Origin of the sequence: Vibrio splendidus (assembly GCF_024347615.1) — a bacterium.
GTDB classification, from domain to species: domain Bacteria; phylum Pseudomonadota; class Gammaproteobacteria; order Enterobacterales; family Vibrionaceae; genus Vibrio; species Vibrio splendidus.
The window spans coordinates 1019515-1046465 of record NZ_AP025508.1; the positions used below are offsets into that span (position 1 = coordinate 1019515).

The 26951-nt window shown below is 46.4% G+C and carries 13 protein-coding genes and 1 pseudogene; 6 read left to right on the top strand and 8 right to left on the bottom strand.

Annotated elements, in window-relative coordinates; translation table 11 throughout:
* Positions 1 to 17 precede the first annotated feature (17 nt).
* The 4 genes from OCU90_RS04590 to OCU90_RS26160 are packed head-to-tail and all read right to left on the bottom strand — an operon-like array spanning position 18 to position 16031.
* Positions 18 to 5981 (bottom strand): hotdog fold thioesterase, encoded by a 5964-nt coding sequence (locus OCU90_RS04590; protein ID WP_061024977.1) that lies wholly within the window; start codon positions 5979 to 5981, stop codon positions 18 to 20.
* Positions 5978 to 8017 (bottom strand): PfaB family protein, encoded by a 2040-nt coding sequence (locus OCU90_RS04595; RefSeq protein WP_061024979.1) that lies wholly within the window; start codon positions 8015 to 8017, stop codon positions 5978 to 5980. The genes OCU90_RS04590 and OCU90_RS04595 overlap by 4 nt, the downstream gene beginning before the upstream one ends.
* Positions 8017 to 15840 (bottom strand): type I polyketide synthase, encoded by a 7824-nt coding sequence (locus OCU90_RS04600; RefSeq protein ID WP_061024981.1) that lies wholly within the window; start codon positions 15838 to 15840, stop codon positions 8017 to 8019. The genes OCU90_RS04595 and OCU90_RS04600 overlap by 1 nt, the downstream gene beginning before the upstream one ends.
* Complete coding sequence (locus tag OCU90_RS26160) at positions 15840 to 16031, bottom strand: hypothetical protein (RefSeq protein WP_017076779.1); 192 nt, start codon at positions 16029 to 16031, stop codon at positions 15840 to 15842. Before OCU90_RS26160 ends, OCU90_RS04600 begins: the two co-directional genes overlap by 1 nt.
* A 527-nt stretch (positions 16032 to 16558) precedes the next feature.
* Between OCU90_RS26160 and OCU90_RS04605 the strand changes: the two genes are divergently transcribed.
* Positions 16559 to 17386 carry a 4'-phosphopantetheinyl transferase family protein gene (locus OCU90_RS04605; protein ID WP_061024982.1) on the top strand — a complete coding sequence of 276 codons (828 nt, stop codon included), beginning with the start codon at positions 16559 to 16561 and terminating at the stop codon, positions 17384 to 17386.
* Between the two features lie 20 nt (positions 17387 to 17406).
* Here OCU90_RS04605 and OCU90_RS04610 read toward each other — a convergent pair whose 3' ends face one another.
* On the bottom strand, positions 17407 to 17814 hold the full coding sequence (locus OCU90_RS04610) for a thioesterase family protein (protein ID WP_016795211.1): 408 nt from the start codon (positions 17812 to 17814) through the stop codon (positions 17407 to 17409).
* A 356-nt stretch (positions 17815 to 18170) separates the two neighbouring features.
* Here OCU90_RS04610 and OCU90_RS04615 point away from each other — a divergent pair, with 356 nt between their 5' ends.
* The 3 genes from OCU90_RS04615 to OCU90_RS04625 all read left to right on the top strand — a co-directional run bounded on the left by OCU90_RS04615 (position 18171) and on the right by OCU90_RS04625 (position 21351).
* Positions 18171 to 19166, top strand: a complete 996-nt coding sequence (locus tag OCU90_RS04615) for a TRAP transporter substrate-binding protein (RefSeq protein ID WP_004736072.1) — start codon at positions 18171 to 18173, stop codon at positions 19164 to 19166.
* Positions 19167 to 19231: 65 nt separating this feature from the next.
* Positions 19232 to 19987 (top strand): TRAP transporter small permease, encoded by a 756-nt coding sequence (locus OCU90_RS04620; protein ID WP_017076776.1) that lies wholly within the window; start codon positions 19232 to 19234, stop codon positions 19985 to 19987.
* A 2-nt stretch (positions 19988 to 19989) separates the two neighbouring features.
* Positions 19990 to 21351, top strand: a complete 1362-nt coding sequence (locus OCU90_RS04625) for a TRAP transporter large permease (RefSeq protein ID WP_004736074.1) — start codon at positions 19990 to 19992, stop codon at positions 21349 to 21351.
* Between the two features lie 32 nt (positions 21352 to 21383).
* Here OCU90_RS04625 and OCU90_RS04630 read toward each other — a convergent pair whose 3' ends face one another.
* The 3 genes from OCU90_RS04630 to OCU90_RS04640 all read right to left on the bottom strand — a co-directional run bounded on the left by OCU90_RS04630 (position 21384) and on the right by OCU90_RS04640 (position 24924).
* Positions 21384 to 21557 (bottom strand): hypothetical protein, encoded by a 174-nt coding sequence (locus OCU90_RS04630; RefSeq protein WP_004736075.1) that lies wholly within the window; start codon positions 21555 to 21557, stop codon positions 21384 to 21386.
* Positions 21558 to 21635: 78 nt separating this feature from the next.
* Positions 21636 to 22985 carry a sigma-54-dependent transcriptional regulator gene (locus tag OCU90_RS04635; RefSeq protein ID WP_017084548.1) on the bottom strand — a complete coding sequence of 450 codons (1350 nt, stop codon included), beginning with the start codon at positions 22983 to 22985 and terminating at the stop codon, positions 21636 to 21638.
* Between the two features lie 97 nt (positions 22986 to 23082).
* A complete protein-coding gene (locus OCU90_RS04640) occupies positions 23083 to 24924 on the bottom strand; it encodes a sensor histidine kinase (protein ID WP_061024985.1) in 1842 nt (613 codons plus the stop codon).
* A 164-nt stretch (positions 24925 to 25088) separates the two neighbouring features.
* Between OCU90_RS04640 and OCU90_RS26095 the strand changes: the two are divergent.
* Together OCU90_RS26095 and tig are read left to right on the top strand one after the other, a co-directional pair.
* A pseudogene (locus OCU90_RS26095) lies at positions 25089 to 25271 on the top strand (hypothetical protein); the annotation flags it as partial.
* Positions 25272 to 25606: 335 nt separating this feature from the next.
* Positions 25607 to 26905: a trigger factor gene (gene tig / locus OCU90_RS04645; protein ID WP_004736079.1), complete on the top strand. Its 1299-nt coding sequence runs from the start codon at positions 25607 to 25609 to the stop codon at positions 26903 to 26905.
* The last annotated feature ends 46 nt before the right edge of the window (positions 26906 to 26951 follow it).

The window sequence follows — 26951 nt, forward strand, 5'->3', positions numbered from 1 at the left end:
CTAGTCCCGTGTCAGGCTTATGCTTCTTCGATACAAATTGCGATGTCTTTCACTTCGTAAATACGCAGACCATCTTTGCTCAGGTTTGCGTCGCCAACGATGATGCGTTTGCCGTCTTCGTCTTTGATTGCAGTGATGTGTACATCCAGTGACATCTGCTTGTTCAGAGGGTTAATCTGACCACGGTATTTCCATTTCACTTCAGATTGGATTTGACCAAACTTCGGATTGCTGAAGCCAGCACCAAGATCTTTGTTTAGAGCGTAGGTTTGCATCAGTTCGATGATCGCTTCGACACCTAGAGAACCTGGCATTACCGGATCTTGATGGAAGTGGAACTGGAAGAACCAATCGCTTGGGTCAATTGTACGCTCAGCGTATAGGTAACCCAGACCGTCTTTACCACCATCGCTGGTGATCTGCACAGTATCGATAAAGTTCAAGCGACCGCCAGCCAGTTGGTAATGCTCTTGCACTTCACCAGTAGCTGAAACGGGTGCATTGAAGTAACGCGTCGTTTTGTCTAGCAGATTGATGTTTACATCCGGCGTGCGGTTGTTATCAACGTGCCAAGGGTGAGTTACTTTACCATTGTCCAAACCAAGCTGATCTTTCAGTGCAGCGCCCTTGAAGTAACCAAATACCGCTGTACCTTGGTAGAAAGGCACGCCGTCAGTGCTCAGTTCGAAGCTGAAGCTCTGTACGATGTTGGTGCCCATCATTACTGTTGAAAGCAGACGAGAATCGTTGGTAATTGTTTTGCCACGCAAGTCGACGTTACGCAGCATTTTGCCGCTACCATCTAGGTTGCGGAAAAACAGTTCTTCACCTGGGAAGCCCAGTGTTGTGCCCATGTAGCCAGAGATAAAGCCGTTTGGTTGCAGTGAAATCTCCATCAATACCGAGTAAGGCATTAGGGTCTGGTGGCTGTTTTCATCAAAGTACCATGCATTTTCTGGCACTTCGTACTCTGCGATACACGATGAAGGCTTCTTGAAGTCGCCACGCTTACCGTCGATCTCAACAACGCGAGTAGTTAGCTGTAGGTCGCCACACGGAGTACGTGGTGGGATCATCCCACGGTAGATAGAGAAATCAGGACCGAAACACTTCTCGATATCGCCAGTCGCGAATTCGAACATGTGGTATGGCGTGAACGGAACCGTATCTGGTGTGCGGTTTGGGTAATCAGGAGTCACCGGAGCTTCAACGTGTTGAAGAGGAACCACACCTTTATTTGGCGCAGTTGCTAGGTCTTCAATTTGCGCCATCAGTGGCGCATTTGCTGAAGCTTGTTGGTTCACTGCTGGTGTATGGCCCAAGCTTTTATGGTCCAAGCTTTCGATAACAGGGGTTGCGACAGCTGTTTCTAGAGAAGGTAGGTAACGAGTACATTCGTCGTCTTCTTTGATCATCACACCCAAGTTTTGGAAATCAACAATCACTTTGCCATTCAGCAAAATATCGATGTTGGCTTTCGCGTATGGACGAGGGCTTAGACCAATCTCGGTCACTTCCATGCGGTAAGTCAGTTCTGCCGATTGTGGTAGAACTTGACCACGACAGCGTACTTGTTGAGGCGCATTCTCAAGCGGTTGGAAACGACCATTTTGAACAAGCGTATGCATGCCAAGGTGCATCATGAAGAATTGAAGCAGTTGACCACAACCTTCTGCCATCAAAGAACCAGCCATTACCGAGTCATCTTTGAAGTGACAAGGGAAGTACCAGTGCTCAGGCTCTAGCTGCTTATGACCTTCAATCAGACCAAGTCCCCATGTGCCGCCTTGCGGTTCAACACGGCTAACCTTTTCGATCATCATGAACTTCTCTGAGCTGAAGCACAAAGAAGGCTGGTGGCTATTGGATTGGTGAGTTGGACCAAAACACTCTGCAATGTTAGCAGTCAGTAGATGACGTAATTCTTGGTGGTTAAACTGCGTTTTAGGGCAGTGCAGCATAGGGTCGAAGCGTTGCTTAGTTGCAAGTTTACGAGCCTTGATTTCGTCTTCAGTGTGAATCACACCCTTGCCGTCTGCTAGCTCTTCATCAGTGAAGAAGCCCGCACAACCGTTATCCATTTTCAGGATCATCTTGTCGCCAACGAAACACTCGTACGAGAAGAAGAACAGTAATGTGTCGCCATTGCGAGCAAAGTTGTTGATTGAGATATCGTAACGCAGTGTATCGCCACCACGAGGCAAGTCGCCAAGGAAGGTCAGCGTACAATCAAGCAGGCGATAAACACGCTCGCCTTTGTTTTCAAAATCAATGCCTAAGTAGCTGATCAGCATTAGGTCACACTGACCAGATTCAACTGCAACAGCCCAAGGGATCTGACCATCAACAAGATACGGTGCATCAACTGGGATGTCGTATTCTGTAGTCATGGTGCTTGGCTTGTACTCGTTGACTGTCGCGTTGAGCTTGGTTACACGAGATACCAATAGGTAGTCAGTGGTTGGTAGGCGAACGCGGCGCGAGTAGCTATCGATGATCGCGTAATCAGGGCCAAATACGTTTGCAATATCACCTTCAGCGTATTCAACCAGATCATCGTAATCCCAGATACATGGTTTACGGATCGGTTTCACTGGTGCTGGTGTCGCAAGTACGTTGACTGGCACTGACTGAACCTGAGCTGGTTGAGCTTGAACAGGCTGAGCTGGTGATTGTTGACCAATCGTTTGTTGAATAACGGCATTGTTCTCTAAACTTGAGCTATCTAAACCAGACGTAACTGCGTTTAGCTGTGCTTTTAATAGAGCATCTGCCATCTGCATGCCTTGGGCACGTGTGTGCAGGAATGCTTTGTGTACTTGCTGAGCTGCTTGCTGATTTTGAGCAAAAGCTTGGTTGTATGGTGTTACAGACGGCTGTGATGCTGCATCCGTATTAGCGTCGATATTCGATACGCCATTTTTAGCGGATAGGACATGAGTCATATTGCTGTGGTTACCTGTTAGCTGACTGTGGCGAGTTGGCGCCAGAGTAGGGGATACTGATGTAGGAGTTTCGATTACTGGCTTTACCGCGTTCTGCGCTAATGCTTTCTTCTCTAACTCTTTTTGCACAAGAGCTGCTTGAATGCTTGCTGTCGTTGGAATCGACGCCACTCTTGTTGCTTGTTTACCAGAAGCTTTCTGTTGAATCGTTGCCAAGTTGGTCACTGGGGTTTGGGCAATATGTTGATAGATATCACGACCACCAAGAGTCACTTGCTTAACTAATTGACGTTTAGCATCGCTCGCCAGTTCATTGCTTAAACGAACGGAAAGTGATTGAGATTCAACACTCGATTGGCTTAGTAGCAGCTGTGAACATTGTCCTTCGCTGATGTTGGCAACAATCGCGCTCTTAGAACTGACATTCGGATTCAGAGGTGCAAGGTTCAGGTTGAGCAGACCGTGTAGCAGGCTTGCCATACCAGAAGCAGCAGAGCAATGACCCACACGTTGACTTGCTTGAGTAGTCTTTGTGTTCCCTAAACTTAGAGACGAAAACTGATGAGACGAAGATTCTGGTGCATGGTTAAGCTCAAGCAGAGAAACATCGTTCGAGCTCATACCGACTTGAGTCAGTAACTCATCAATAACGGCGTTGTTACGCTCGCTTGAACCAAACGCTAATGCGTTGATGCTGCCGTAAGCCGCATCTTGGTTGCTCGCTACTCGACTCTCTTCAACAAGAACAATCGCACCTGCGCCTTCGCCCACATTCCAACTGCCGTCTTGCGGTTGGCCGAATTTTGGAGCAAGTGACACTGGGCTCACGCTGTTCTTGAGAATCACATGTTCCGCACTGCCGCTTAGGTCGACGGCTGCAATCACGACGGCATCCATCGATTCTTGCGACATCAGGTTTTGCGCGACATCGATACAACGTGCAACTGATTGTTCAGCGGCTGAAATCGTAAAGGCAGGGCCGTTAAAGTCCCACAATGAAGAGATACGCGAAGCCATGATGTTGCCGATGAAACTGGTGTATTGGTTTAGCTTGGCTGCGTCCATCACACTGTCCATCGCGATGGTTTCTAGCGCTTGGTATTCGTCTTGAGTTAGTTCGATACCCATGTTGGCAAAGCTGTCAGCCAATTGGCTATGCAGGTTTACGCGTCCACGGAATTGGTGCATCTCAAGCTCTGTTTCCATCGCAACTAAAACCGCAACCTTTTGGCCTGCAATAAGCTTGGCATCTTTGATCGCTTCGTCTGCCACTTTCATCAGTAGCAATTGCTGAGAGATTAAACGGTCATCTTCATTAGGCGGTACTTTAAAGCGTAGGAAGTCGAGATCGAATTGATCGATATAGGCTCCGTTTGGAATGCCGTGTAAACCAAACTGATTCAGTAGTTCTGGATGTTGGTCTAAGCCTTTCCAACGCTTTTTAGGCAAAGCAATGAAAGCATCGTTGTTGGTCTCAATCGCAGTGCTTAGCGCATTGATGCTTTGCAGAGAACCGAAGTGAGACGCTAGGCCTGTAATGCTTAAATTAGACGGTTGTAGGCTTGGAGAAACCGATTCTTGAGTCTGGTTTACTTGACTCGTGTCTGAATACGCTTCAAGCAGTAAGTGAGCGTTACAACCACCGAAACCAAATACAGAAACACCCGCGCAGCGCTCTGAGTTAACCGCTTTACTTGGCCAAGGTTGAACCTGCGTTGGCAGAGTCTGTGGGCCAAATAAACCTTCAGGCGACGATAGTGGCTTGTCTAAGTTAATACTTGGAGGAAGCACGCCTTCTTTCATAGCAAAGATCATCTTCATGATCCCTGGCATACCTGCCGCAGTCAGTAAGTGACCGAGGTTTGACTTCGCAGAGCCAATCAATGGCGGGTTAGAACCATTCAATTTGTCAGCAAAGAAACGTTCCATTGAGGTTAACTCAACCTTGTCACCTAATGGTGTACCGGTTGCGTGACACTCAATCACTTCGATGCTGTCTGGTGCTAAGTTCGAAGCCTCGTAAGCACGTTCAAAGGCTTGGACTTGTCCTTTGCTGTTTGGGCTTAATACAAACTGGCCTCGGCCATCGTTCGACAAGCCAATACCGCTGACGACTGCGTAAATATTGTCGCCATCACGCTCTGCATCAGCTAAGCGTTTTAGGACTAAAACACCGGCACCTTCGCCAGCAAACAGACCTTTACTGTTGCTATCAAACGGAACCGAAACACCGTGGTCAGGGTAAGCGTGGAAGATGGAAAAACCCATGTTGATAAAGAATGGGTCAGCACCTGATACCGCGCCTGCCAACATCATGTCGGCCTTGCCCGTGTTCAAGTAATCACACGCTAACTTCAATGAATACACTGAGCTTGCACATGCCGCATCTAGGCTAAGTTGCACGTTGCCTAAACCTAGCGCATCAGCCACTAACTTAGAGGCGTTGTGTGCCGCTGCACCATTGATCGGATTGAGGTCTTGAGCGGTTTCATTGGTTGGTAGCAGTGAAAACTGGTCATTAGCCAATTTATCTTTGAGTGCTTTCTCGACCACCGAGTGATACATCGGCAGAAACAGGTCGTTTGAACGTGTGGTTGGGAACGAAAGGGCACCCATGATCACGCCTGTGCGCTCTAAAACATCGGCATTTAAATTAATGCCTGCGTCGACTAACGCTTTGCGACTGGTATCTAACGCCCAAAGGAAACTCTGGTCAACACCGTTAAATGATTCTGCTGTTAAGCGGTAGCCATTGCTATCGAAATTGAAGTTTTCGATGTAGCCGCCTTTATCACAGTAAAAGCGGTCTGATTCGCCTTGCACGCCCTGATAGTTTTCAGGTTTAGCACCTAATTTTTCAGCGCTTAATGTGGTTCGAGAATCTTTTTTGTTTAGCAAGTTTTGCCAAAAATCTTTTGGCGTATCCGCTTCTGGGTATTGGTTAGCAATACCGACAATCGCGATCTTATTGCACTTCACTTGCTGCTTATTCTGAGCCTGATATTTATATTGAGATGGTTTCGATTGAGAACTCATACTAGCTCTCCTTGATGATTCACTGCGCTGCCTTGAGACACACCACTTAATTGCTTCGTGGTGATCTGTTGTTCTAGGCCTTCAATAAGTGGCTCGACAGACAATGGAATTTGATGAGTAATGAGCTGACCAATGCACTTGATGAGCGTGACAACATCGTCACCGCCTTTGGCATTGGAAGCGATTGTGCAGTACTGGTCGGCTACGTCGTCGCTACGATTGATCTTGTCGATCAATGTGCTGGTTTGACGATCGGCACCTACTTCGACAAACAGACGCGCACCTTGTTGACGCGCACTCTGGATCAACGCGGTGAAATCTAACGTTGAACAGAAAGTGTCGGCAATCGAAAGGGCGATGCTGTCGCTGTCGATATCGATTGGTGCGCCAGTCGGTAGACCTGCTGCGCTGATAAAGCGGATATGCTTTGGCAATTCGTCGAACAGTGGTTGCGTGTAAAACTCACGCACTTGGCTATGCTGACTCAGCGCTGGTGTGGTGTGCATCGCAGTAACACGGTTAGCGGCAATACCACGTTTACCCAGTTTCTTGAGTAGTGCACGACATGTGCTTTCACAACCTGCTAGCACGCAAGTATCACCTTGGATGATAGCGAGATAAGCGCGTGGGAATTCTGGTAACAGAGCCTCAATCGCTTGTGCATCACTTCGAACCACAAAGCTATTCCATTGGATGCTTTCGTCGCCGTTCAGCTGCCAATCTTGACGTACTGCGGTGAGTTCGCCAGAAATAGCCGTGGTGAAGATAGGACTGGTTTGAGTCATCTCAATCAGCGCATGCGGATTTTTCCAAACATTTAAGCTGGCCCACATGGAGGCTTCACCCTTGGAGTAACCCAAAGCGAAATCTGGCTGCACTTTGAATTCATCACACAAGAGCTGCGTTAGTAAATAACTACTGCCGACACCTGCAATTGCCAATTCACTGAGCGACATTTCTTGCGAGTTTTCTGCGTAGGTTTTGTCAGCCTGCAGCATCTCTTTCAAGTTACCTTCGCGTTCTAAGCGAGCAAATAACTGTGGGAAATGGTGGTGATACTCGCGCAACATACCGGGATAAACCGTGCCAACACCAGGGTAAACAAATGCAACGCCACCTTTGCTTTGAGGCATTGGTGAGAAACAACTGCCCGCTGGAGTTTTGTATTGGCTATTGTCACCCATTACTTTTGGCAACGCATTTTCTATCGCGGTGATCTCTTGTAGTGCAGCCTCAATTGAAGCGGCTTGAATCACGATGTTCGCGCCAAGGTCAACATTGTGTTGAACGCTTTGAAAGTGGCTTAGGTTTGAATGCATCAAGGTGGCGATAGCAAGTTCGCTGTCCGTTGAATCACTAACGCATTTTAGCTCTTCTCTTAACGAGGTTAGCTGAGAAACCAATTCAGTTTGCTCGCAGCCAGAAACCACAAACATCAAACGTTCGCTGGATAGCAAGGGTTTTGGTTCGTGCAAACCGGTCGCTTGAGTCAATATCAGGCTGGTGGATTTCTGGTTTTCTTCGCTGAAGGTTAACGCAGCAACACGTGCTTTGTTCGGCTCAGTGAACCAGTAATGGCTCGGTAATGAACGGCTCGATATTGCCTCAATCATATTCAACAACTCATTAAACTGCTGCGAAGCAGATAGGGTTGAGTATTGTTGTTGATGGCTTAAATCTGAAGCGGGGCGGCGTGACATATCCAGAGCAAGCTGAACGCTATCTCCATTATCTAGATCGAGAGCTTCAACAAAGCCCGCCAAATTCGCGTGTGGGTGAATCTTATTCTGAGCAGCATTCAGCGCACTTAACATCAACAATGATGGTGAGTGAGAATCCAAACAGAGTTTAACAGCAGTGCCTTGATTTACAGTCTCAATAGCACGGCTAAGTGCTTGATTAAAATTGCCATCAACCACAACAGTTATCATGTCTGGGAACGAGGGGAATAAGTCGGCAGAAAGCTCAGCCGCGTTTGCTGGCTGAGCTAAAAGAGCGATGCGCAATGGCATCGCTTTATTAGAAGGAACAGTCACTATGACAATTGCTCCTTTTCTGGGTTCTTAGTCGCCTCTTTCTTTGATACTGCAGAGCTAAACTTCGGCAAAAATGCGTCGTTTAAGCTCTTGCTGATGGTGACTTTGGCACCTTTCATTACCGCACTTAAACGACCATCTTGGTGGTAAAGCGAGATATCAGCCTGCAGTGAACGAGCCGTGCTTTTTATCACGCTCAGTTCTAGCCAACCTTGGTCACCATTGTGCATCGGTGCGTAACAAACAAACTCACCAATTGCAGACGGTAGACTTGCCGCGCCGTACTTCAATCGAGCCCATACCAGCATTGCTTGCAACAGATAATCTTCAGCAAATGGTTGGCTATCGCCAAAGCCTTGCTTAGGAATAAATGATCCGCAGTCGCTGTTTTCAATCTGAGGCAACTGGCATTGAGCCAATAAGCCTAAGTCGTCAAAGCGTTCAACTGAGGTAATACCTTGCAATCTTGGTCCATGAAACAGAGTGCCGTCACTGTATAGAGCTTGTGCCGTTGTTACTGGTGTTGAAGAGTTAGCTTCAAAGCGTTTTGTCGACGCTTGTTGAACATCTTCAGACACTTGCACAGAGGCAACTTGCAACTGAGCTTGATACTGTGGTCGCCCTTGGCAACTGATCACTGCTTTTAGCTGATCTTTTGATTTAGCGTCTGAAGACAAGACAAGCGTTAGCTCTTGCACTTCATCAGTATCAAAAATCACACCTTTCAGCAGTTTGTAGTTGTGAACGCTAACGTTCACCCCTAACAGTTGCTCAGCGACTTCACGCATCCATTGGATGGCACACACTGTCGGTAACACTGGGTTACCGGCAATGCAGTGATCTTGAATGAAAGGCAATGCCTTTGGATCAAGATGACGTGTCACAGTAATGCTTGTATTCAGCGGACTCTTTGCAAGATGCACAGACTCCGCATTAAGCTTTTTTACAGCAGCTTCCTTGTTGTCAGAACCTTGCATGCTCGTACCAACCAGCAGTTGAATGCCAGTTTCGTTCAGTAGTTGAGAACTAAATAGCTCTGCACCCGCCTGAAGAGGAATTACGTACACACCGCGCTCTGTAAACATACGTTTCAGTGCTGCGTTGACCATGCCACCGTCCCACGGTCCCCAGTTGAAACTCATCACTTTCGCTTGAGGGTTACGCGCAGACAATTGTAGAGCCGCTTTGTTTAGGATCTCATTAGACATCGAGTAATCGCTTTGGCCTGTGTTTCCGTAGAAACCCGCCGCCGAAGAGAACATCGCAATCAGTTTTAGCTTGCTGCTATCAAGACCACCAAGAACCGCTTCTAGTCCGCCCACTTTCGTGCCGTAAACCATGTTCAGTTCATCAAGCGTTTTATCTTGAATGTGCTTGTCAGCAAGTACGCCTGCGCCGTGGATAAGACCTGTGATGCCTTCGAAATTCGCCAGCGTTTTCGCTACTGACTCATGGTTCGACACATCTAAGCTTAGGTATTCAGCGCTCGCGCCAATCTCGTTGAAAGCGGCAAGTGCTGCGTTGATTTCAAGGCTGCTCAATACCGGTTTTAGCAAGGCATCAACTTTCTTAGGCGTTGGTTTGTCACCTGTTGCTTGTAGGTGAGCGATAGCTGCTGGTTTTAGCTCTTTCTCTTGCTTACCTTGTGCCCACTGAGGTAGCTCAGCTGAAGTAATATGCTTACTACGACCTGCAAGAATGAAATGAGATTTACATTGCTTAGCAAGCGTCAGTGCACATTCAAACGTCACGCCTTTAGCGCCACCAGTTACGAGAACTTTGTCGCTCTTGGTGAGTTGAGCACCTGTGTTTTTAGTTTGTGCAGCGCCTGGTGTTGTCGCAATCAGTGTTGCACGACCAGATTCACCGTTTTCCGCATGGCTAAGGCCGATTTCAACCGTGTTGGTATCGATATCGAACAGTTCACCTGTGATAGCTTCAGCTAGGTGACGAGCATCAATAGAAGCGTCAGCATCTAATGCACGGCAGAATACGTTTGACCATTCATGGCTCAGTGTCTTAGTTAGACCAGATAGAGCCGCTTGGTTAAGTTCTGCATTCGCTAATTGCTTAGTATCTAGGTAACCAAAGCCACCATCGATACGGCTTAGTGTGAAGAACACGCTACGACCAGAAACGGCATTCAGTTGGCCATTTAGGTGCTTGGCGAATAAGAACGCTGTCGTCAGTGAAGCTCTTGAATCTGCATTCAAGTTAACCGCTTGCTCGTTGCTTTGTTTAGCATCAACGATAGCTTGTAAATGAATGAAGCCAGCAATCACTTTGTTCGACGTTTTATGGTCTGCTTCGATGTCGTTAATAACTGCAGTCACACCAGCATCATCGACGCTGTTGAGTGTGTAGCTTGCGATTTCACTGTTTAAAGGTGACGCGGCAGAAAGGGCACTACGCACTACGGCAACTTGAATGCCGTTAGCGGTCAACTTTTCTGCTAGAACACCGGCGTTGTGACCATCATCTGTGATCACGACACAAGCGTCTTTTGAGAAACAATCGACGAGTTTATCTGCCGCTGGTAGCTTTTTTAGCGCTACCTCATTGTGTGGAGGAAGTTCCGCTGTCGCTGTTTCTGCGATAGGCGTTACTGACTCAGCTTTTGGAGTCGCTACGGGTGCAGTAGCTGATAGCTTGCTTTGCATGTAGGTAACGATTTCACCAAGCGTACGACACTCAGCTAAGTCTTCAGGGTTTAGTTCCGGCAGTGTTGGTAGCTGGTCTTGAACCGTACCCAGGATTTCAACGCGTTTGATTGAGTCGATACCAAGGTCTGCTTCCATGTCCATCGCTAGGTCGAGCATTTCTGCTGGGTAGCCAGTTTTATCGGCAACCACTTCCATCATTGTTGATTGAACATGAGCAGGGTTTAGGTCGTTGCTCGTGTTTTCTACTGCGGCCGTAGCTGCTTCTGGAGCTACTGTCGCAGCTTCTGAAATAGGAGCTAACTTGCTGTTCATGTAGTCAACGATTTCGCCAAGAGTACGACACTCAGCTAGATCTTCAGGGTTCAGCTCTGGCAATGTTGGTAGCTGGTCTTGAACCGTACCAAGGATCTCAACACGTTTGATTGAGTCGATGCCAAGGTCAGCTTCCATATCCATTGCTAGGTCTAGCATTTCTGTTGGGTAGCCCGTTTTATCAGCCACTACGCTCAGCATTGTTCTTTGAACTTGCTCGGCGTTTAAACCGTTTGAGACTGCTTGCGCAGGTGCAGATACTTGAGCTGCTGCTGGAGCAGAAGCCGGAAGCTTGCTGTTCATGTAGGCTACGATTTCGCCTAGAGTGCGACATTCAGCTAAGTCTTCAGGGTTTAGCTCTGGAAGAGTCGGTAGTTCGTCTTGAACCGTACCTAGAATTTCAACACGCTTGATTGAGTCGATACCAAGGTCAGCTTCCATGTCCATTGCTAGGTCTAGCATTTCAGTCGGGTAGCCCGTCTTCTCTGCTACCACTTCTAACATGGTTTTTTGAACGACAGCCGCATCTAGACCATTGCTAGATGTTGCCGGAGCAACGGCTGGTGCTAGTGAAGGCGCAGGAGCAGAAGCCGGAAGCTTGCTGTTCATGTAAGCAACGATTTCGCCAAGAGTACGACACTCAGCTAAGTCTTCAGGGTTTAGCTCTGGAAGAGTAGGCAGTTCATCTTGAACCGTACCCAGAATCTCAACACGCTTGATTGAGTCGATACCAAGGTCTGCTTCCATATCCATTTCTAGATCAAGCATTTCCGTTGGGTAACCTGTCTTCTCAGCAACCACTTCTAGCATGGTTTGTTGAACGACTTTTGCATCAAGACCGTTAGCGGCTTGAACAGCAGCAGTTGCGCTTGGCTGTGCTGCCACAGGCGCTGATGCTGGCATCTTGCTGTTCATGTAGGTAACGATTTCACCAAGAGTACGACACTCAGCTAAATCTTCAGGGTTCAGCTCAGGTAGGTTTGGCATTTCGTCTTGAACGGTACCCAGAATCTCTACGCGCTTGATTGAGTCGATACCAAGGTCTGCTTCCATGTCCATTTCTAGATCAAGCATTTCCGTTGGGTAACCCGTTTTCTCAGCGACCACTTCTAGCATCACTTTTTCAGCATCTGCTGATTGTACTGCTACAGCTACAGGAGCTGGTTGTGCTTTAACTGGTACAGGTTGGGCTGCAACAGGCGTTGCCGCTTGAGCCGCTACTTGCGGTGCAGGAGCTGCTTTATGTACTGGAGCTTTCTGAGCTACCGCATTTTGAACAGGTGCTGCTTGTACAGAAGTCGATTGTACTTGAGCTACAGGCTGTTGAACGATAGTTGTTGGAGTCGCTTGAATCGCAGGCTGAGCATTTACAGAAGCAACGAAGGTTGGTTGTGCCGTTTGTACTGAACCTTGCGTCAGCATATTAAGTGCTGAGTTGTTGCTGTGTGCTTGCATCTCTAGGTAATGAGCGTGAGCTTTTAGCGTTTCAGCTTGGTGCTGGTGGAACATTTCCATAGAACGCTGTAGGTTCTCAGGAATTGCTACGCCTGCTGTTGCCATTTTCGCTTGCTCAGACATTAGGGTGTTGAACGTGTCACCGTATTGCTGAGGAATTGCAAGGAACTGCTGATGTACTTCTGCTGCTTGTTGTTGAGCATTGAAGAACGATTGCAGTGAAGACTCATCAACCGTTACTTGAGCTGCAGGCTGACTAGTCGCTGGGGCTGTTTGAACCACTTGTGATTGTGGAGTAGCTGTTGCTACTTGTGCACTTGGTGCCGGAGCAACTGACTGTTGTACATTTGAAGCTTGAGGAGCAGCCACAGGTACTTCAACGATTTCTGTTTTAATCACTTCTTTTTCCACGATTTTCTCGACTTCAACTTTCACTTCAACAATCTCAGTCTTTTCGGTGACGTTGCCCGAAGCCAATGATTGATCCATTTTCTTACGAGTAGCAGGGCTGATGTAGTTGGTTGCATTCAGCTTGATGTTCATTGGTGATGCCTTCGCAGGTTCAGCAATGTCAGCTTGGTAAGGGTCAATGTTGTCTAATGAAACACCTGCCACACACAGTTGAACCGCAGCTAAGCGAAGTTGTTGGTCACTGTCGCCTTTTGGGCTTGGGTTGATGCTGATTGCGTAAAGCTCTTCGTTCTTATCAGCCAATGTTTTCTCAACCAGCTTTTGAAGAATGTTCTTAGGACCGAACTCTACGAATACGCGTGCACCGGCTTCATACATCGCTTCAATTTGCTCGCTAAAACGAACCGATTGCAGCATGTGTTGCTTGAACGCTTTCTTAATCGCTTTAGCGTCTTTGCTGTGCAGTTTGCCTGTTGCGTTTGAGTAAAGCGGCAGCGTTGGAGCGCTGAATGAAGCTTTATCAATTGCAGCAGCAAATGGTTTTTGAGCGTGAGCAACAAGCGGTGTGTGGAAAGCACCAGATACTGGCAGAGCAATCGCTTTGAAGCCTTGTTCAGTTAGCGCTTGTGCTGCTTGTTGAACCGTCGCAGTTGGACCTGCAATAACCAGTTGAGTCGGAGCGTTGTAGTTGGCAATGCTCACGCCTTCGAATTGGCTGATGCAGCTTTCAACGGCTGGAAGTTTGTCTGCGTCTAAGATGACCGCAAACATAGTACCGCTGTCACCTTGTTCAGGTGTTGCAGCCATTGCATCGCCACGAGCGAAAGCTAGCTGGTAGTAATCGTCTTGCGAGATAACACCCGATGCACATAGTGCACTTAGTTCACCAAAGCTGTGGCCTGCAACCATGTTTGCTTTGAAGCCAGCTTGAGTCATGATGTCGAACTGACCCATAGACACAGTACCAATTGCTGTTTGCGCATTGGCGGTGTTGGTTAGCACAGCTTCTTGAGCTTTGGTTGCTTCTGGTGTGAAGGTTGGAATTGGGAACAGAATTTGCGACAGAGCCGTTTTCTTGTGCTGACCAAATACCTGATCCGCTTGAGCAAGCTGTTGGCGCATTTCAGGGTAATGACACGCAAGTTCGCGACCCATGTTGAGGTATTGCGAACCTTGACCTGCAAATAGCGCTGCCACTTTACCTGCACCATTTTCTGCAATCAGTGCCGACTCACGGTAGCTAGTACCGTTTGGCATCTGCCAATGTGTTTTGGCTTGGCTCTCAAGCATAGAAACCGCTTGAGTCAGTTGCGCTTGAAGGTCTGCTTGGTCAGTCACGACTAAACCAAGACGAGCATGCTTAGCGTCAACTTCGCGTAGAGCGTGCTGCTCAGCAAGCGCTTCCAGTTTGAACACAGCGTCTGCAGCTTGAGTTGAAACCTGGTTGAGCTCATTGATCAGTGCTTGACGAGATTCCGCGCTGAATAACAGTGTTTGCGGTACTTGGCGCTGACGGTATTTGTCACCGCGAGCGTGCTCTGGCGTGTACTCTTCCAATACAACATGGAAGTTAGTGCCACCAAAACCGAATGAGCTGATACCTGCACGGCGTGGTGTGCCGTCGACACGTTTCATCCAAGGACGCGTTTGTGTGTTTAGGTAGAACGGTGAGTTCTCGATATCCAACTTAGGATTCGGAGCCGATACGTTGATCGTTGGCGGCAGTACTTTGTGGTGCAGTGCTAATGCAGCTTTGATTAAACCTGCAGTACCCGCAGTTGATTTGGTGTGACCAATTTGAGATTTCACAGAGCCTAACGCAATGTGTTGCTTCTCTTCATTGTTCTCACTGAATACCGAGTTTAAGCCACCAAATTCAGCCACATCACCCGCTGCAGTACCTGTACCGTGCGCTTCTAAAAGGCCAAGCGTGTGCGGTGCGAAACCAGCATCATCGTAAGCACGTTTTAGTGCTTTTGCTTGTCCTTCAGGGCGAGGTGCGTAAATACTCTTGAACTTACCATCCGAAGAAGAACCCACGCCTTTTATCACGGAGTAAATTCTGTCGCCGTCGCGCTCTGCGTCTTCAAGGCGCTTCAGAGCAACCATACCGATACCTTCACCAATCATCATGCCTTTTGAGTCGATGTCGAAAGGTTGAATGGTTTCATTGGTGGTAAATGCAGGTGTTTTAGAGAAACTCATGTACATGGTTGGCGAGTTATCAGTACACACACCACCTGTGATCATCATTTCGCTGCGGCCTTCAACCAGCTCGCTCAGTGCCATGCGCATTGCGGCTAGAGAACCTGCACACGCAGCATCTACTACACAGTTGATGCCACCAAGGTCAAAGCGGTTAGCAATACGACCAGAAATTACGTTACCTAATGAACCAGGGAATGAGTTCTCTTCCCAGTGGATGTATTGGTCTTGGAACTTTTTGATCAGCATTTCGCTGTCTTCGTCGTTGATGCCACTGCTCTTGAAGACTTTTTTCAAAACAGGGTATTGCAGACGAGCATTCAAGCTTTGAGCGATCTTCTGACCACCACCAACACCGAGCGTGATACCGATCTTATCGCGATCGTAGCCTTCAGGCAGCTTGGCATCTTCAAGTACTTCTTTTGCAACGATCAGAGAAAGCAGCTGCGACGTATCAGTCAGTTCTAGGATATTTGGCGGAAGACCGAACTCCATAGGGTTGAAGTCCACTTCTGGGATGAAACCACCGCGCTTACAGTAAGACTTGTCTGGCGTAGTACGATCTGAGTCGTAGTAATCTTCTGGACGCCAGTGCGTATCTGGTACTTCAGTAATCGCATCGATTTTTTCGCTGATAAGATCCCAAAATTTATTCAGGTAACGAGAGTTCGCAAACATGCTCGCCATACCAACGATAGCGACAGGCATATCTTTAAGGCGTTTATTCAGTCGAGAATCGTCGACTGATTCCGGTGTATTTGTCTCGGGTTGGCTCATTATGAGTCTCCACTAGAAATCACAGAAAGTGATGTCGTGTTTTGAGGCTGCGCTTTTAAAATTAAAGAAAGAAAATCTGAAACAGATTTAGGGAAGCGCAGCTGAAAATTCAGGTTGCTGAGTGGCGGCAACCAGATAGAAATTAGGCTTTCGAAGTGCGTTGACTTACGAGAGTAGGGGAGGTGTTTCATGCGCGACGGTGGCATTCAAATGTTGAGGCGATGTCCATTAAAATCCTGTTCAAAGTCTGACTAATTGAAAAGTCGGTATCCGCAAAGAAAACGCGTGAATTTGTTTAATGGTTGAGCAGGCTACCCGAGGTGACTTATTGATACAATGCTCCGAGAGGCCACTATGATCTGTTCAGACCAGATGAATTTGGCATGGTTTTGATTTTTGCATTTTCAATTTCATTAACTTGTTGATAATTAATGGTTATGAGTTGTTATTTAGTGTTTTTACTCTATATTTTGATTTGGTGAGATCTATGTCATGTTTTTGTAAGTAACATTTAATGGATGCCTCTTGTGCAAGGCTAAGTGTGATCTGTGTTTTAATTTGTTATTATTTAAAAAATTGGTTTTAAGCCCGTATATGAAGGGTGTTTCCCTCCCGTATTCTCTAGGTTTTACTTAAATCATAGATGAGTTAAATTTGTTCGATTTGGTTGTTCCAATCGTGTTTTGAAGAGTGATTTCTAGAAGTGAGTTCGAGTTAAATGAAAACTTCCGTTGTTGATTTGTGGCTATGTTCTCTGAGTAATTTAGATGACCAGCCAGACAATGTATCGCAGCTCAAAAAGAGACTGACAGCCGATGAGATAGCCAAAGTTGAGCGCTATCGAATGCCCTCATCTCAAATTCAGGCTCTGTATGTTCGAAATTACCTAAGAAAGGTGCTGTCTCGCTATTCTGATTTGATGCCTGAAGCGTGGCGCTTTGAATATGGCGAGAAAGGAAAGCCAAGTTTAGTCGTCGAACAGCAACTCAAGACGGGGTTAAATTTCAATATTAGTCATAGCAAAGAACATTTGTTGATTGCAGTTTGCCAGATAGAAGGGAAGCAAGTTCAATTGGGTGTTGATATTGAACACGCAAGAAGTTCGACCAATATCGACTCGATCATGAAGCACTACTTTTCAGATAAAGAATTGGCGGATTTACTTGAGCTCAGCAAAGAAGAACAGAGAGAGCGTTTTTTCGATCTGTGGGCGTTGAAAGAGTCGTACATCAAAGCGACGGGTAAGGGGCTGGCCACATCGTTGCGAAGCTTTTCGTTCGAATTCTCCAATCTGACGGAGCAAACATTGCCAATTCACGCTTCGGATTTTCAACCAAACTTGCAGGATGAAATTAGATTGCATGGTGAAATCAGCATATACAGTGGAGTTGGGTTGGATGTTACTGAGAAAACCGATAGTTCTACAGATTGGCAGTGTTGCTTAGGGCGGCTGGACGAACAGTATCGCTTTGCGGTTACACTTGGCGGAAACTTGCTACCCATGCAGATAGAGGTGAGAACCTTTTCGTCGTCTCACCTCTTTTAAGCTAGCTTGGTGAGGTGAAGTTAGCTCGACTCTCCAAGCATCGCTTTTAATACTTCAGCGGGTACTGGCTGCAGTTGCTTGTCTTTATCAAGACAGACCATTTCAATATCACCAATCACAGCAGGCTTGGTCGCATTCTTACGCCACACTTCTTGTCGCCATAGCGTTTTGTATTTGCCATCGAGTTCAAAAGAGGTTCGGATGTCGCAGATCTCAGCGAATTCAACACCATCTTGAAAAGTCATGTTGGCTTTATAGACCGCAAAACCTAGTCCGTGCTCGTTCCACAATTCCGCCAGTTTATCGCTACCCAAGACATGTTCGCGCGCACGCTCAAAGTATTTTAGAAAGTTAGGGTGATAAACCACACCTGAGTGATCGGTATCTTCATAGTAAATTTGTACTGGGTGATGGTAGATCTGACTCATTAGTATCAACTCTTGGTAAGTAGTGGGGCTGTAAATCTGACTAAGTTGTGCAGCACTCTACAGGATAGGTCGAAATTACTTCAAGGTATCATCGGCAATGTGGCTCTTGGTCAGACCTCATTCGGCCGTATCCATTAGTGATGCGTTGGTCAACTCCCACCCATTTACAAATATTCTATGTGTCATTTCCCACCCATTGATTTTTGCAGCGAGTTGGCGAGTGCAGCAGGCAGATATCATGAAGCCTTATGGTTAAAGGGTTGTTAATGATTTGTGTCAATGTGGCGCGCTAATTGCCTTAGTGAAAGCACGCAGTTCCCATTGAAGGGCTGTTTTGTTTACTAAGGAGAATAATAATGTTTAAGCCTCTTACCCTGCTGTCTGTCTCTGCTCTGGCGCTCACAAGTTTTAATGCTGCTGCAAACTGTGATCCAGGTGAAATCGTGATTAAATTCAGTCATGTAACCAATACCGATAAGCACCCGAAAGGCATTGCCGCTTCTTTACTGGAAGAGCGAGTAAACACGGAAATGAATGGCAAGGCTTGTATGCAAGTTTTCCCTAACTCAACACTTTACGATGATAATAAGGTACTGGAAGCCCTGTTAAATGGTGATGTTCAAATGGCGGCGCCATCGTTGTCAAAATTTGAGAAGTTCACTAAGAAATACCGCATTTTTGACCTTCCTTTCCTATTTGAAGACGTAGAAGCCGTTGACCGTTTCCAAAACTCAGAATCTGGCGAAAAACTGAAGAATGCGATGAAGCGTCGTGGCCTTCAAGGTCTAGCGTTTTGGCACAATGGCATGAAACAGATGTCGGCGAATAAGCCTCTTATCAACCCTGAGGACGCGGAAGGTTTGAAATTCCGTGTTCAAGCATCAGACGTATTGGTGGCTCAGTTTGAACAACTAGGCGCTAACCCACAGAAGATGTCTTTCAAAGAAGTTTATGGTGGCCTGCAAACTAAGGTTATCGATGGTCAAGAGAACACATGGTCAAACATCTACGGTAAGAAGTTCTTTGAAGTACAAGACGGCGTAACTGAAACCAATCACGGTATCTTGGATTACCTAGTGGTAACGTCAAACGACTTCTGGAAAGACCTACCTGAAGATGTACGTACACAGCTTGGCACTATCGTTCAAGAAGTCTCTGAAACACGTAATGCAGAATCTTCAAAAGTTAACCTAGCGAACAAAAATAACATCATCGAAGCCGGTGGTGAGGTTCGTACACTTACGCCTGAACAGCGTGAAGCATGGGTAGCTGCACTTCAACCAGTATGGAAGAAGTTTGAAAAAGACATCGGTTCAGACCTTATCGATGCAGCGTTAGCTTCAAACCAATAACACCGCTAAGGGAGTGGCGTGCATTTCGCCACTCCTTATTAAAATAACTATAAGCGGAGTCAATTATGGATAATCCTCAAATGGAACAACCAAATTCTAGCGAATCAGCACTGGAAACCTCTTTTTTTTCCAAAGTCGGAAGAGTTACAGATGTGATTGAAGAGTCATTAATCGCATTTTTCCTTGGCGCAATGACGCTACTTACTTTTGCCAATGTTGTATTCAGATACGCATTCAATGGCAATATCTTGTGGGCACTAGAACTGACTGTGTTCATGTTCGCTTGGATGGTATTAGTGGGCGCATCTTATGGCGTTAAAAAACACTTCCACATTGGCGTTGATGTGATCATCAACCTTGCCCCAGAAAAGCTACGTAAAGTGTATGCGTTAATCGCCGTCACAAGCTGCCTAGCATTCTCAATCTTACTTCTTATCGGTTCTTGGAATTACTGGTACCCGTTCGCGACTGAGCGCGCTTGGTACGAGACCGATGATATTCCAATGCCCGAGATGCTTCAGTTTCTTGCTGACTGGCTGAATGAAGGCGAGCGATACGAGAAACTGCCACGTTTTATTCCTTATATGGCGCTGCCGATTGGTATGGCAATGCTGACGTTCCGATTCATCCAAATCGCTTATCAAGTGGCGACGGGCAAGCTTGACCGCATGATTGCAGGCCATGAAGCCGAAGAAGAGCTGGATGCATTGAAAGCTGATGTGTTAGCGGGTTCTGATGAAGACGCGACAGCGGTATTGGATTCGACTAAGCAAAACAAGGCGAACGAGTCGGGTACAAAATCTAACGGTAAGGAAGACTAATCATGGCAATGTTATTTCTATTTTTAATGGTAATTGCTTTCATGTTGGTCGGTGTACCAATTGCGATTTCCCTTGGTTTATCAAGCGTCATATTCTTGTTGATGCACTCTGATGCGTCACTAGCTTCGGTTGCACAAACGTTGTTCAACGCATTTGCAGGCCACTACACACTCTTAGCGATCCCTTTCTTTATCTTGGCCTCTAGCTTCATGTCAACCGGTGGTGTGGCGAAACGTATTATCCGTTTTGCTATCGCAATGGTCGGCTGGTTCCGCGGCGGTTTAGCGATGGCGTCGGTTGTGGCATGTATGATGTTCGCAGCGTTATCTGGTTCGTCTCCAGCAACGGTAGTAGCAATCGGTAGCATTGTTATCGCTGGTATGATCAAAAACGGCTACACAAAAGAGTTCGCGGCAGGGGTTATCTGTAATGCGGGTACTTTGGGTATCTTGATTCCACCGTCAATTGTTATGGTTGTTTACGCTGCGGCGACGGATGTATCTGTAGGTCGTATGTTCCTCGGTGGCGTTATTCCTGGTCTGTTGGCGGGTGTGATGTTGATGATTGCCATCTACATTGCAGCACGTATTAAGAAGATTCCTGCACAGCCGTTTGTGGGCTGGGGTGAGATGTTCGCAGCAGCAAAAGACGCAAGTTGGGGGCTGCTACTGATTGTCATCATTTTAGGTGGTATCTACGGCGGTATCTTTACACCGACGGAAGCGGCGGCTGTTGCAGCGGTATACGCGTTCTTTATTGCCAACTTTATCTATAAAGATATGGGGCCTTTCGCTGACAAGAAGAATACAAAGCCTGCTTTGGTTAAGGTGTTCCAAACCTTCTTCCATAAAGATACCAAAGACACGCTCTATGATGCGGGTAAGCTGACGATCATGCTGCTGTTTATCATTGCCAATGCTCTGATTCTTAAGCATGTACTGACAGAGGAACGCATTCCTCAGATGATCACTGAGTCTATGCTTTCTGCAGGCTTAGGTCCGATCACCTTCTTGATTGTGGTGAACGTTCTACTCTTGATTGGTGGGCAGTTCATGGAGCCATCAGGCTTGCTGATCATCGTTGCGCCATTGGTATTCCCAATTGCAATTGCACTGGGCATCGACCCAATTCACCTAGGTATCATGATGGTGGTGAACATGGAGATAGGGATGATAACGCCGCCTGTTGGGCTCAATTTGTTTGTGACCGCCGGGGTCGCGAAGATGTCGATGATGAACGTGGTAAAAGCAGCGTTGCCGTGGGTTGGCGTGATGTTCTTGTTCTTGATTATCGTAACTTACGTACCTTGGGTATCAACATGGTTACCGACCACCTTGATGGGGCCAGAGATCATCACTAAGTAGATAGTGAAGTAACAACGAAGTGATGAGGAGGGTTAAACCTCCTCATCGATAATCTTGCCATATCTAGAGCCTGAATCAATCTGCTCATACAGCGCTCTTTTTGCCTCTAATTCTGGCGTGTATAGATCGACATGATTGTCAGTATAAAAAATACCATCTATCTCGAAAGTATCGGTGATCGAGGGAACTCTTGTTTTCTCACCCATAGTTATTTCCTTATTACTTTGATTGCATAACATCCTGTTATCAAAATAAGTATAGGTGATCTTGCTCCCAAATCTAATTTAGTTTTCGTTTTGTCTGTATGACTCTTTCACTAGCTGGTGTTTTTGCATCTTATCGTAGAGTGTTTTTCGGGGAAGTTGCAGCCTATCCATCGTCTCTTTGATGCTGCCATTACACTCAATAAGCGCTTGCTTTAACGTGTTTTTCTCAAAATCACAAACCAGTTCTGCTAACGAAAAATGTTGGGTCGACTCCGAAGTGCTGTCTGATAAGTGAGATAGCTTGCCTAAAAGTACGAAACGCTCTGCTGTGTTACGCAATTCTCGTACATTTCCCGGCCAATCGTGGGCTAAAAGCTCGTGCAGTTCTTTCTGTGGAATTGCCGGGGCTGTTTTGCCATAACGTGCCGCAGCGACCAGTAAGAAGTGGTGGAAGAGTGCTGGGATATCTTCTTGGCGGCTTCTCAACGGCGGTAAATCTAGGGTGACAACATTCAATCGGTAGTAAAGGTCTTGTCTGAAAGCCCCTTCTTCAGCTGCCTTTTTCAAGTCAACTTTGGTTGCGGCGATTACTCGAATATCAAGTGGGACCAATCCGTTTGAGCCAACTCTTTCGATGACGCGTTCTTGCAAGACACGTAACAGGCGAATTTGTGCCTGCATCGGCATGGATTCGATCTCGTCTAAGAATAGGGTTCCGCCTTGAGCAAACTCGAACTTGCCAATGCGTTTACTCTCAGCACCTGTGAATGCGCCTTTTTCATGGCCATACAACTCACTTTCAATCAGATTTTCTGGAACCGCCCCGCAATTGACGGCAACAAAGTTTTGTTCTCGTCGACTGCTTTGCTCATGTAGGGATCGTGCGACTAATTCTTTGCCCGTGCCTGTCTCACCAAACAACAAAATATCGGCGCTAGTGTCGGCAACGTGGGTGATGATAGAACGTAGCTCGGTCATTGATTGCGTGTCACCAATGATTCTTGGTCCAAGCGCTTTACTGGCCTTGAGAGAGCGCTTTAATTCAAGATTTTCAAGGGTAAGTTGGCGTTTTTCAATCGCTCGCTTAGTGGTTTCGATTAGACGTTCATTGGCGAACGGCTTTTCAATGAAGTCATAGGCGCCGTCTTGGATAGCTTGCACGGCCATGGAGATATCGCCGTGGCCAGTGATCATGATTACGGGGACTTCTTTATCTTTGTGCATTACGGTGTTGAGCAAGTCATGCCCGGAAATACCCGGTAAACAGATATCAGTGATGATCACGTGGGGTAAGCCGTTCTCTTGAATTGCGAGCAGAGCAGATTCGGCATCGGGAAAGAACTCCGCTTCAATATCGGCGAGCTCAAAGCTCTGTTCAATCGCCATTCTTAGATCGGATTCGTCATCAATGAAATAGACGTGACACATAGTGATTCCTTTACTTCTTTGTATTCTGATTATCGCTGAGTTTTTTGCTTGTTGGTTGGCTCGCTTGTTCAATAGCTAGCTTGCTAACGGTTTAATCTCAGTCTGTTGTTTTTGGTTTGGGTGTTGGTTTTTTTTCTTTTTGTTCTTGCTCAACAAGGGGCAACTCTATGCTGAATCGAGCGCCACCTAGAGGGCTGTGACCGGTAACGAGCTTGCCGTTGATTCCGCTGATTATTTGTTGAGAAATCGATAACCCAAGTCCAAGTCCGTTTTTCTTGGTGGTATGGAAAGGTTCAAAAAAATCTCCGCTCGAAGAGGAAGTGAAGCCGGGGCCATTATCATCGACATGAATCAGCAAGGTGCTGGCTTGTTGATGGTCGGATTCCTTAATCTCTAACAGAATAGCTAATTGCTTGTCGTTTTGTTGTTCCATCGCCTGAATCGCGTTGGTCAACAAATTAATGATCACTTGTTCCAATTGAATGGCGTTGGCGAGCACGCAAGCATCAAAGATTTCAGGGAGTTCGTTGACCTTAACTCGTTCACTCTTGAGTTGTGGTTTCATCAGCTCTCTTGACGAGTGCAATACGGGAAGTATCTGCAACGTGTGTAGCTCTTCCGCGGTGGATTTCTTGGCGAAGGAGCGAAGCTGGTGGCTGATTTTCGCCATGCGATCAGTGAGCGCCGAGATTCGCGAGAGGTTGTCATCGACACGATCGATCTTTTCTTTGGCAAGAAACAGTCGGCCGTTGTCGGCATAACTGCGAATCGCAGCGAGAGGGTTATTCAACTCATGGCTAATGCTTGCCGACATTTGCCCTAGCACCGCCAGTTTTGCGGCTTGGATGAGTTCGTCTTGTGTCTGCCTCAGTACATGTTCGGTTTCGATACGATGTTTAATCTCGACGTGCAGCTCTGATGTGCGCTCAAGTACTTGAAATTCTAGCTTTTGCTTGGCTTCAGATTGCAGCCTATCAATTTGGGCACGCCTTTGTTGTCGATGGTGATTGAGCTGCATCGTTAGATAAATAATCGCAAAGATAAGGCTGAGAACTACAAGGTAAGCCACCAAGTCCCACCAAACTAAGTGGGTCGGAGAAAATACTCGTATGGTGAGTTTCGGTTCGGCTAAGAAGCGTGAAGAGCTAAAGAATTGCTCTTGGACGAGCTTGTGCGGAGACTCAATATTGCTAGTCGCACTCTCGAAATCACCAGAGAAGTGAAGGCTTTCTATTTTGGTATCGAGATATTGTCTGCTTTCTTGAATTCGAGCTTGCTGTGCTTGGCTCAGCGGCTGAAGGCTTTTGAACAGCCATTCAGGGTTACTCGACATGAATACGATTTGGTCTTTATCGTCAGCAACAAAAAAACTCTGTTTGCCTTTCCAACTTGCTTCAATCAGCGATAAATCCATCTTTACGACAATGACGCCAATAATCTCAGCGGCATAGGAGACCGGATAAGAATAATAATAGCCTCGCTTCCCAGACGTTGAACCTAGCGCAAAATATTGATTTTCATTGCCCTGAATGGCTTCTTGATAGTAGGGACGGAAAGCAAAGTTTCGACGAATAAAAGAATGCGGTTGATTCCAGTTACTGGCTGCGATAGTGGTGCCAATGCTGTCTAATAGATAAGTGTCGGACGCTTGAATCACCGAATTTACGTGCTCTAGATAGCGATTGGTGAGTTCGATTTGCGCAGAGTTACTTGGAGAGTGAAGGGCATCGACCAGCTCTTTGTCTTTTGAAAGCAGCTCGGGAATGTGCGCGAACTTATCCAGTTGGCTTGAAATATGAACCGAAAAGCGGTCTAGCTTAGATTGATGATCATTTAACAAACTTTCATGACTTGTACTCCACACCCAATGACCGCCAAAGACCATCAGTAGACTGTATATGGCCATTAATAGTATTGGGATTCTAAAAGCTTGAAACATGAAGGCTCTCCGCTAATTTCTTTGGTAATCAATCAAGCCTGTCTTCTCTCATTTATGGTAGCAAATAGCGGTGGTTTTTGCTGAAAGGAGAAAGTCGATAGGTGGGGGGTAGGTTAAGGGTTTGTAACGGGGATTGTTGAAAAAGTTATCGACTCTGAGGGGTAAAACAAGAGCAAGATCTCTTTTTAAGGTTTTTAGCAAAAAAAGCCCTCGATTCCCTTGAAAAAGTCGCTATTGTCCCCATTTCTGTTGTGCTAAGTGATGATTTGATCGTTTTTGTATCATTTAGTTGGACGAATTTAGAGCATTCATCATCATGCAGAGGTGAACGGCTCGACAGAGATTAAACAGATCGCTAGAATGTCGCATCTAAAATTTCTGTCCTGAGGCTAATCGGAGATACCTTTCTTGTTTCCGAAAACAAGCTTCACTGCTTTTTATAAGTGCGTGAAAACGTTTTATAACTGCGTGAGAACGTTCAATAAGCATGTGAAGAACGAAGATATCGCTGATTAGTCTGGTGTTTGGTTGAATAATCAATTCAGACATCAATGCTCGATTTTAAATTAGGTGTTCGGATAGAGCACTACACAAGAATGCAGCCAACAACGTCGGCTTTTGAATTAAAGCTAAGTTACGGCTCATATGCTCAGATTACTGAGCCAGTTTTGAGGTTTATATAATGCAAGTTACTGTTGAAACGCTAGAAGGCCTAGAGCGCCGTCTTAATATTACTGTTCCTGCTGCTAACATCGAAGATGCAGTTACAGCTGAACTACGCAACATCGCGAAAAACCGTCGTTTCGATGGTTTCCGTAAAGGCAAAGTGCCTATGAAGATGGTTGCTAAAATGTACGGCAAAGCAGTACGTCAAGACGTGATGGGCGAAGTAATGCAACGTCACTTCATCGAAGCGATCGTTAAAGAGAAAATCAACCCAGCTGGCGCACCTACTTTCGCACCAGTTGAAAACAACGAAGGCGCTGACCTAGTATTCAACGCAACTTTTGAAGTTTACCCAGAAGTTGAGCTGAAAGGTCTAGAAAACATCACTGTTGAGAAACCAGCAGTAGAAGTTAAAGAAGCTGACGTTGAAGAGATGATCGAAACTCTACGTAAGCAACAAGCAACTTGGACTGAAGTTGAAGCTGCTGCTGACGCTGGTTCTCGTGCAACTATCGACTTCGTTGGTTCTATCGACGGTGAAGAGTTCGAAGGCGGTAAAGCTGAGAACTTCCCACTAGAGATGGGTGCTGGTCGCATGATCCCTGGTTTTGAAGACGGTATCGTTGGTAAAACAGCAGGTATGGAATTCGAAATCGAAGTAAACTTCCCAGAAGATTACCACGCTGAAAACCTAAAAGGTAAAGCTGCTAAGTTCTCTATCAAGCTGAACAAAGTTGAAGCTCGTGAGCTTCCAGAACTAAACGAAGAATTCGTTTCTAAGTTCGGCGCAGCTGAAGGCGTTGAAGGCCTTAAAGCTGAAGTTCGTAAGAACATGGAGCGTGAGCTTAAGCAAGCTGTTAAGAACCGCATCAAAGAGCAAGCAATCGACGGTCTAGTTAACGAAAACAACATCGACGTACCTTCTGCTCTAATCGATCAAGAGATCGGTGTTCTACGTCAACAAGCTGCTCAACGTTTCGGTGGCAACACTGAAGCTGCTGACCAACTTCCACGTGAGCTGTTCGAAGAGCAAGCTAAACGTCGCGTAGTTGTAGGTCTTCTTCTTGGTGAAGTAATCAAGACTGAAGAACTAAAAGCTGACGACGAGAAAGTTAAAGCTATCATCGAAGAGATGGCTACAGCATACGAAGATCCAACAGAAGTTATTGCTTACTACGAGCAAAACGAGCAAATGATGAACAACATGCGCAATGTTGCTCTAGAAGAGCAAGCTATTGATGCAATCATCGCTAAAGCTCAAGTTTCTGATAAAGAAGTTAGCTTCAACGAGCTAATGAATCAGCAACCTGCTTAATATAGTAATATCTGACGTAGAAGGTTGACGTACGGTCAACAATTCT

Bases quoted from the DNA above. Each gene is read 5' to 3' on its own strand.
- OCU90_RS04625 (WP_004736074.1), top strand. From the start codon at position 19,990: ATGGCAATGTTATTTCTATTTTTAATGGTAATTGCTTTCATGTTGGTC.
- OCU90_RS04600 (WP_061024981.1), bottom strand. From the start codon at position 15,840: ATGAGCCAACCCGAGACAAATACACCGGAATCAGTCGACGATTCTCGA.
- OCU90_RS04635 (WP_017084548.1), bottom strand. From the start codon at position 22,985: ATGTGTCACGTCTATTTCATTGATGACGAATCCGATCTAAGAATGGCG.
- tig (WP_004736079.1), top strand. From the start codon at position 25,607: ATGCAAGTTACTGTTGAAACGCTAGAAGGCCTAGAGCGCCGTCTTAAT.
- OCU90_RS04590 (WP_061024977.1), bottom strand. From the start codon at position 5,981: ATGAGTTCTCAATCGAAACCATCTCAATATAAATATCAGGCTCAGAAT.
- OCU90_RS04610 (WP_016795211.1), bottom strand. From the start codon at position 17,814: ATGAGTCAGATCTACCATCACCCAGTACAAATTTACTATGAAGATACC.
- OCU90_RS26160 (WP_017076779.1), bottom strand. From the start codon at position 16,031: ATGAAACACCTCCCCTACTCTCGTAAGTCAACGCACTTCGAAAGCCTA.
- OCU90_RS04620 (WP_017076776.1), top strand. From the start codon at position 19,232: ATGGATAATCCTCAAATGGAACAACCAAATTCTAGCGAATCAGCACTG.
- OCU90_RS04640 (WP_061024985.1), bottom strand. From the start codon at position 24,924: ATGTTTCAAGCTTTTAGAATCCCAATACTATTAATGGCCATATACAGT.
- OCU90_RS04630 (WP_004736075.1), bottom strand. From the start codon at position 21,557: ATGGGTGAGAAAACAAGAGTTCCCTCGATCACCGATACTTTCGAGATA.
- OCU90_RS04615 (WP_004736072.1), top strand. From the start codon at position 18,171: ATGTTTAAGCCTCTTACCCTGCTGTCTGTCTCTGCTCTGGCGCTCACA.
- OCU90_RS04605 (WP_061024982.1), top strand. From the start codon at position 16,559: ATGAAAACTTCCGTTGTTGATTTGTGGCTATGTTCTCTGAGTAATTTA.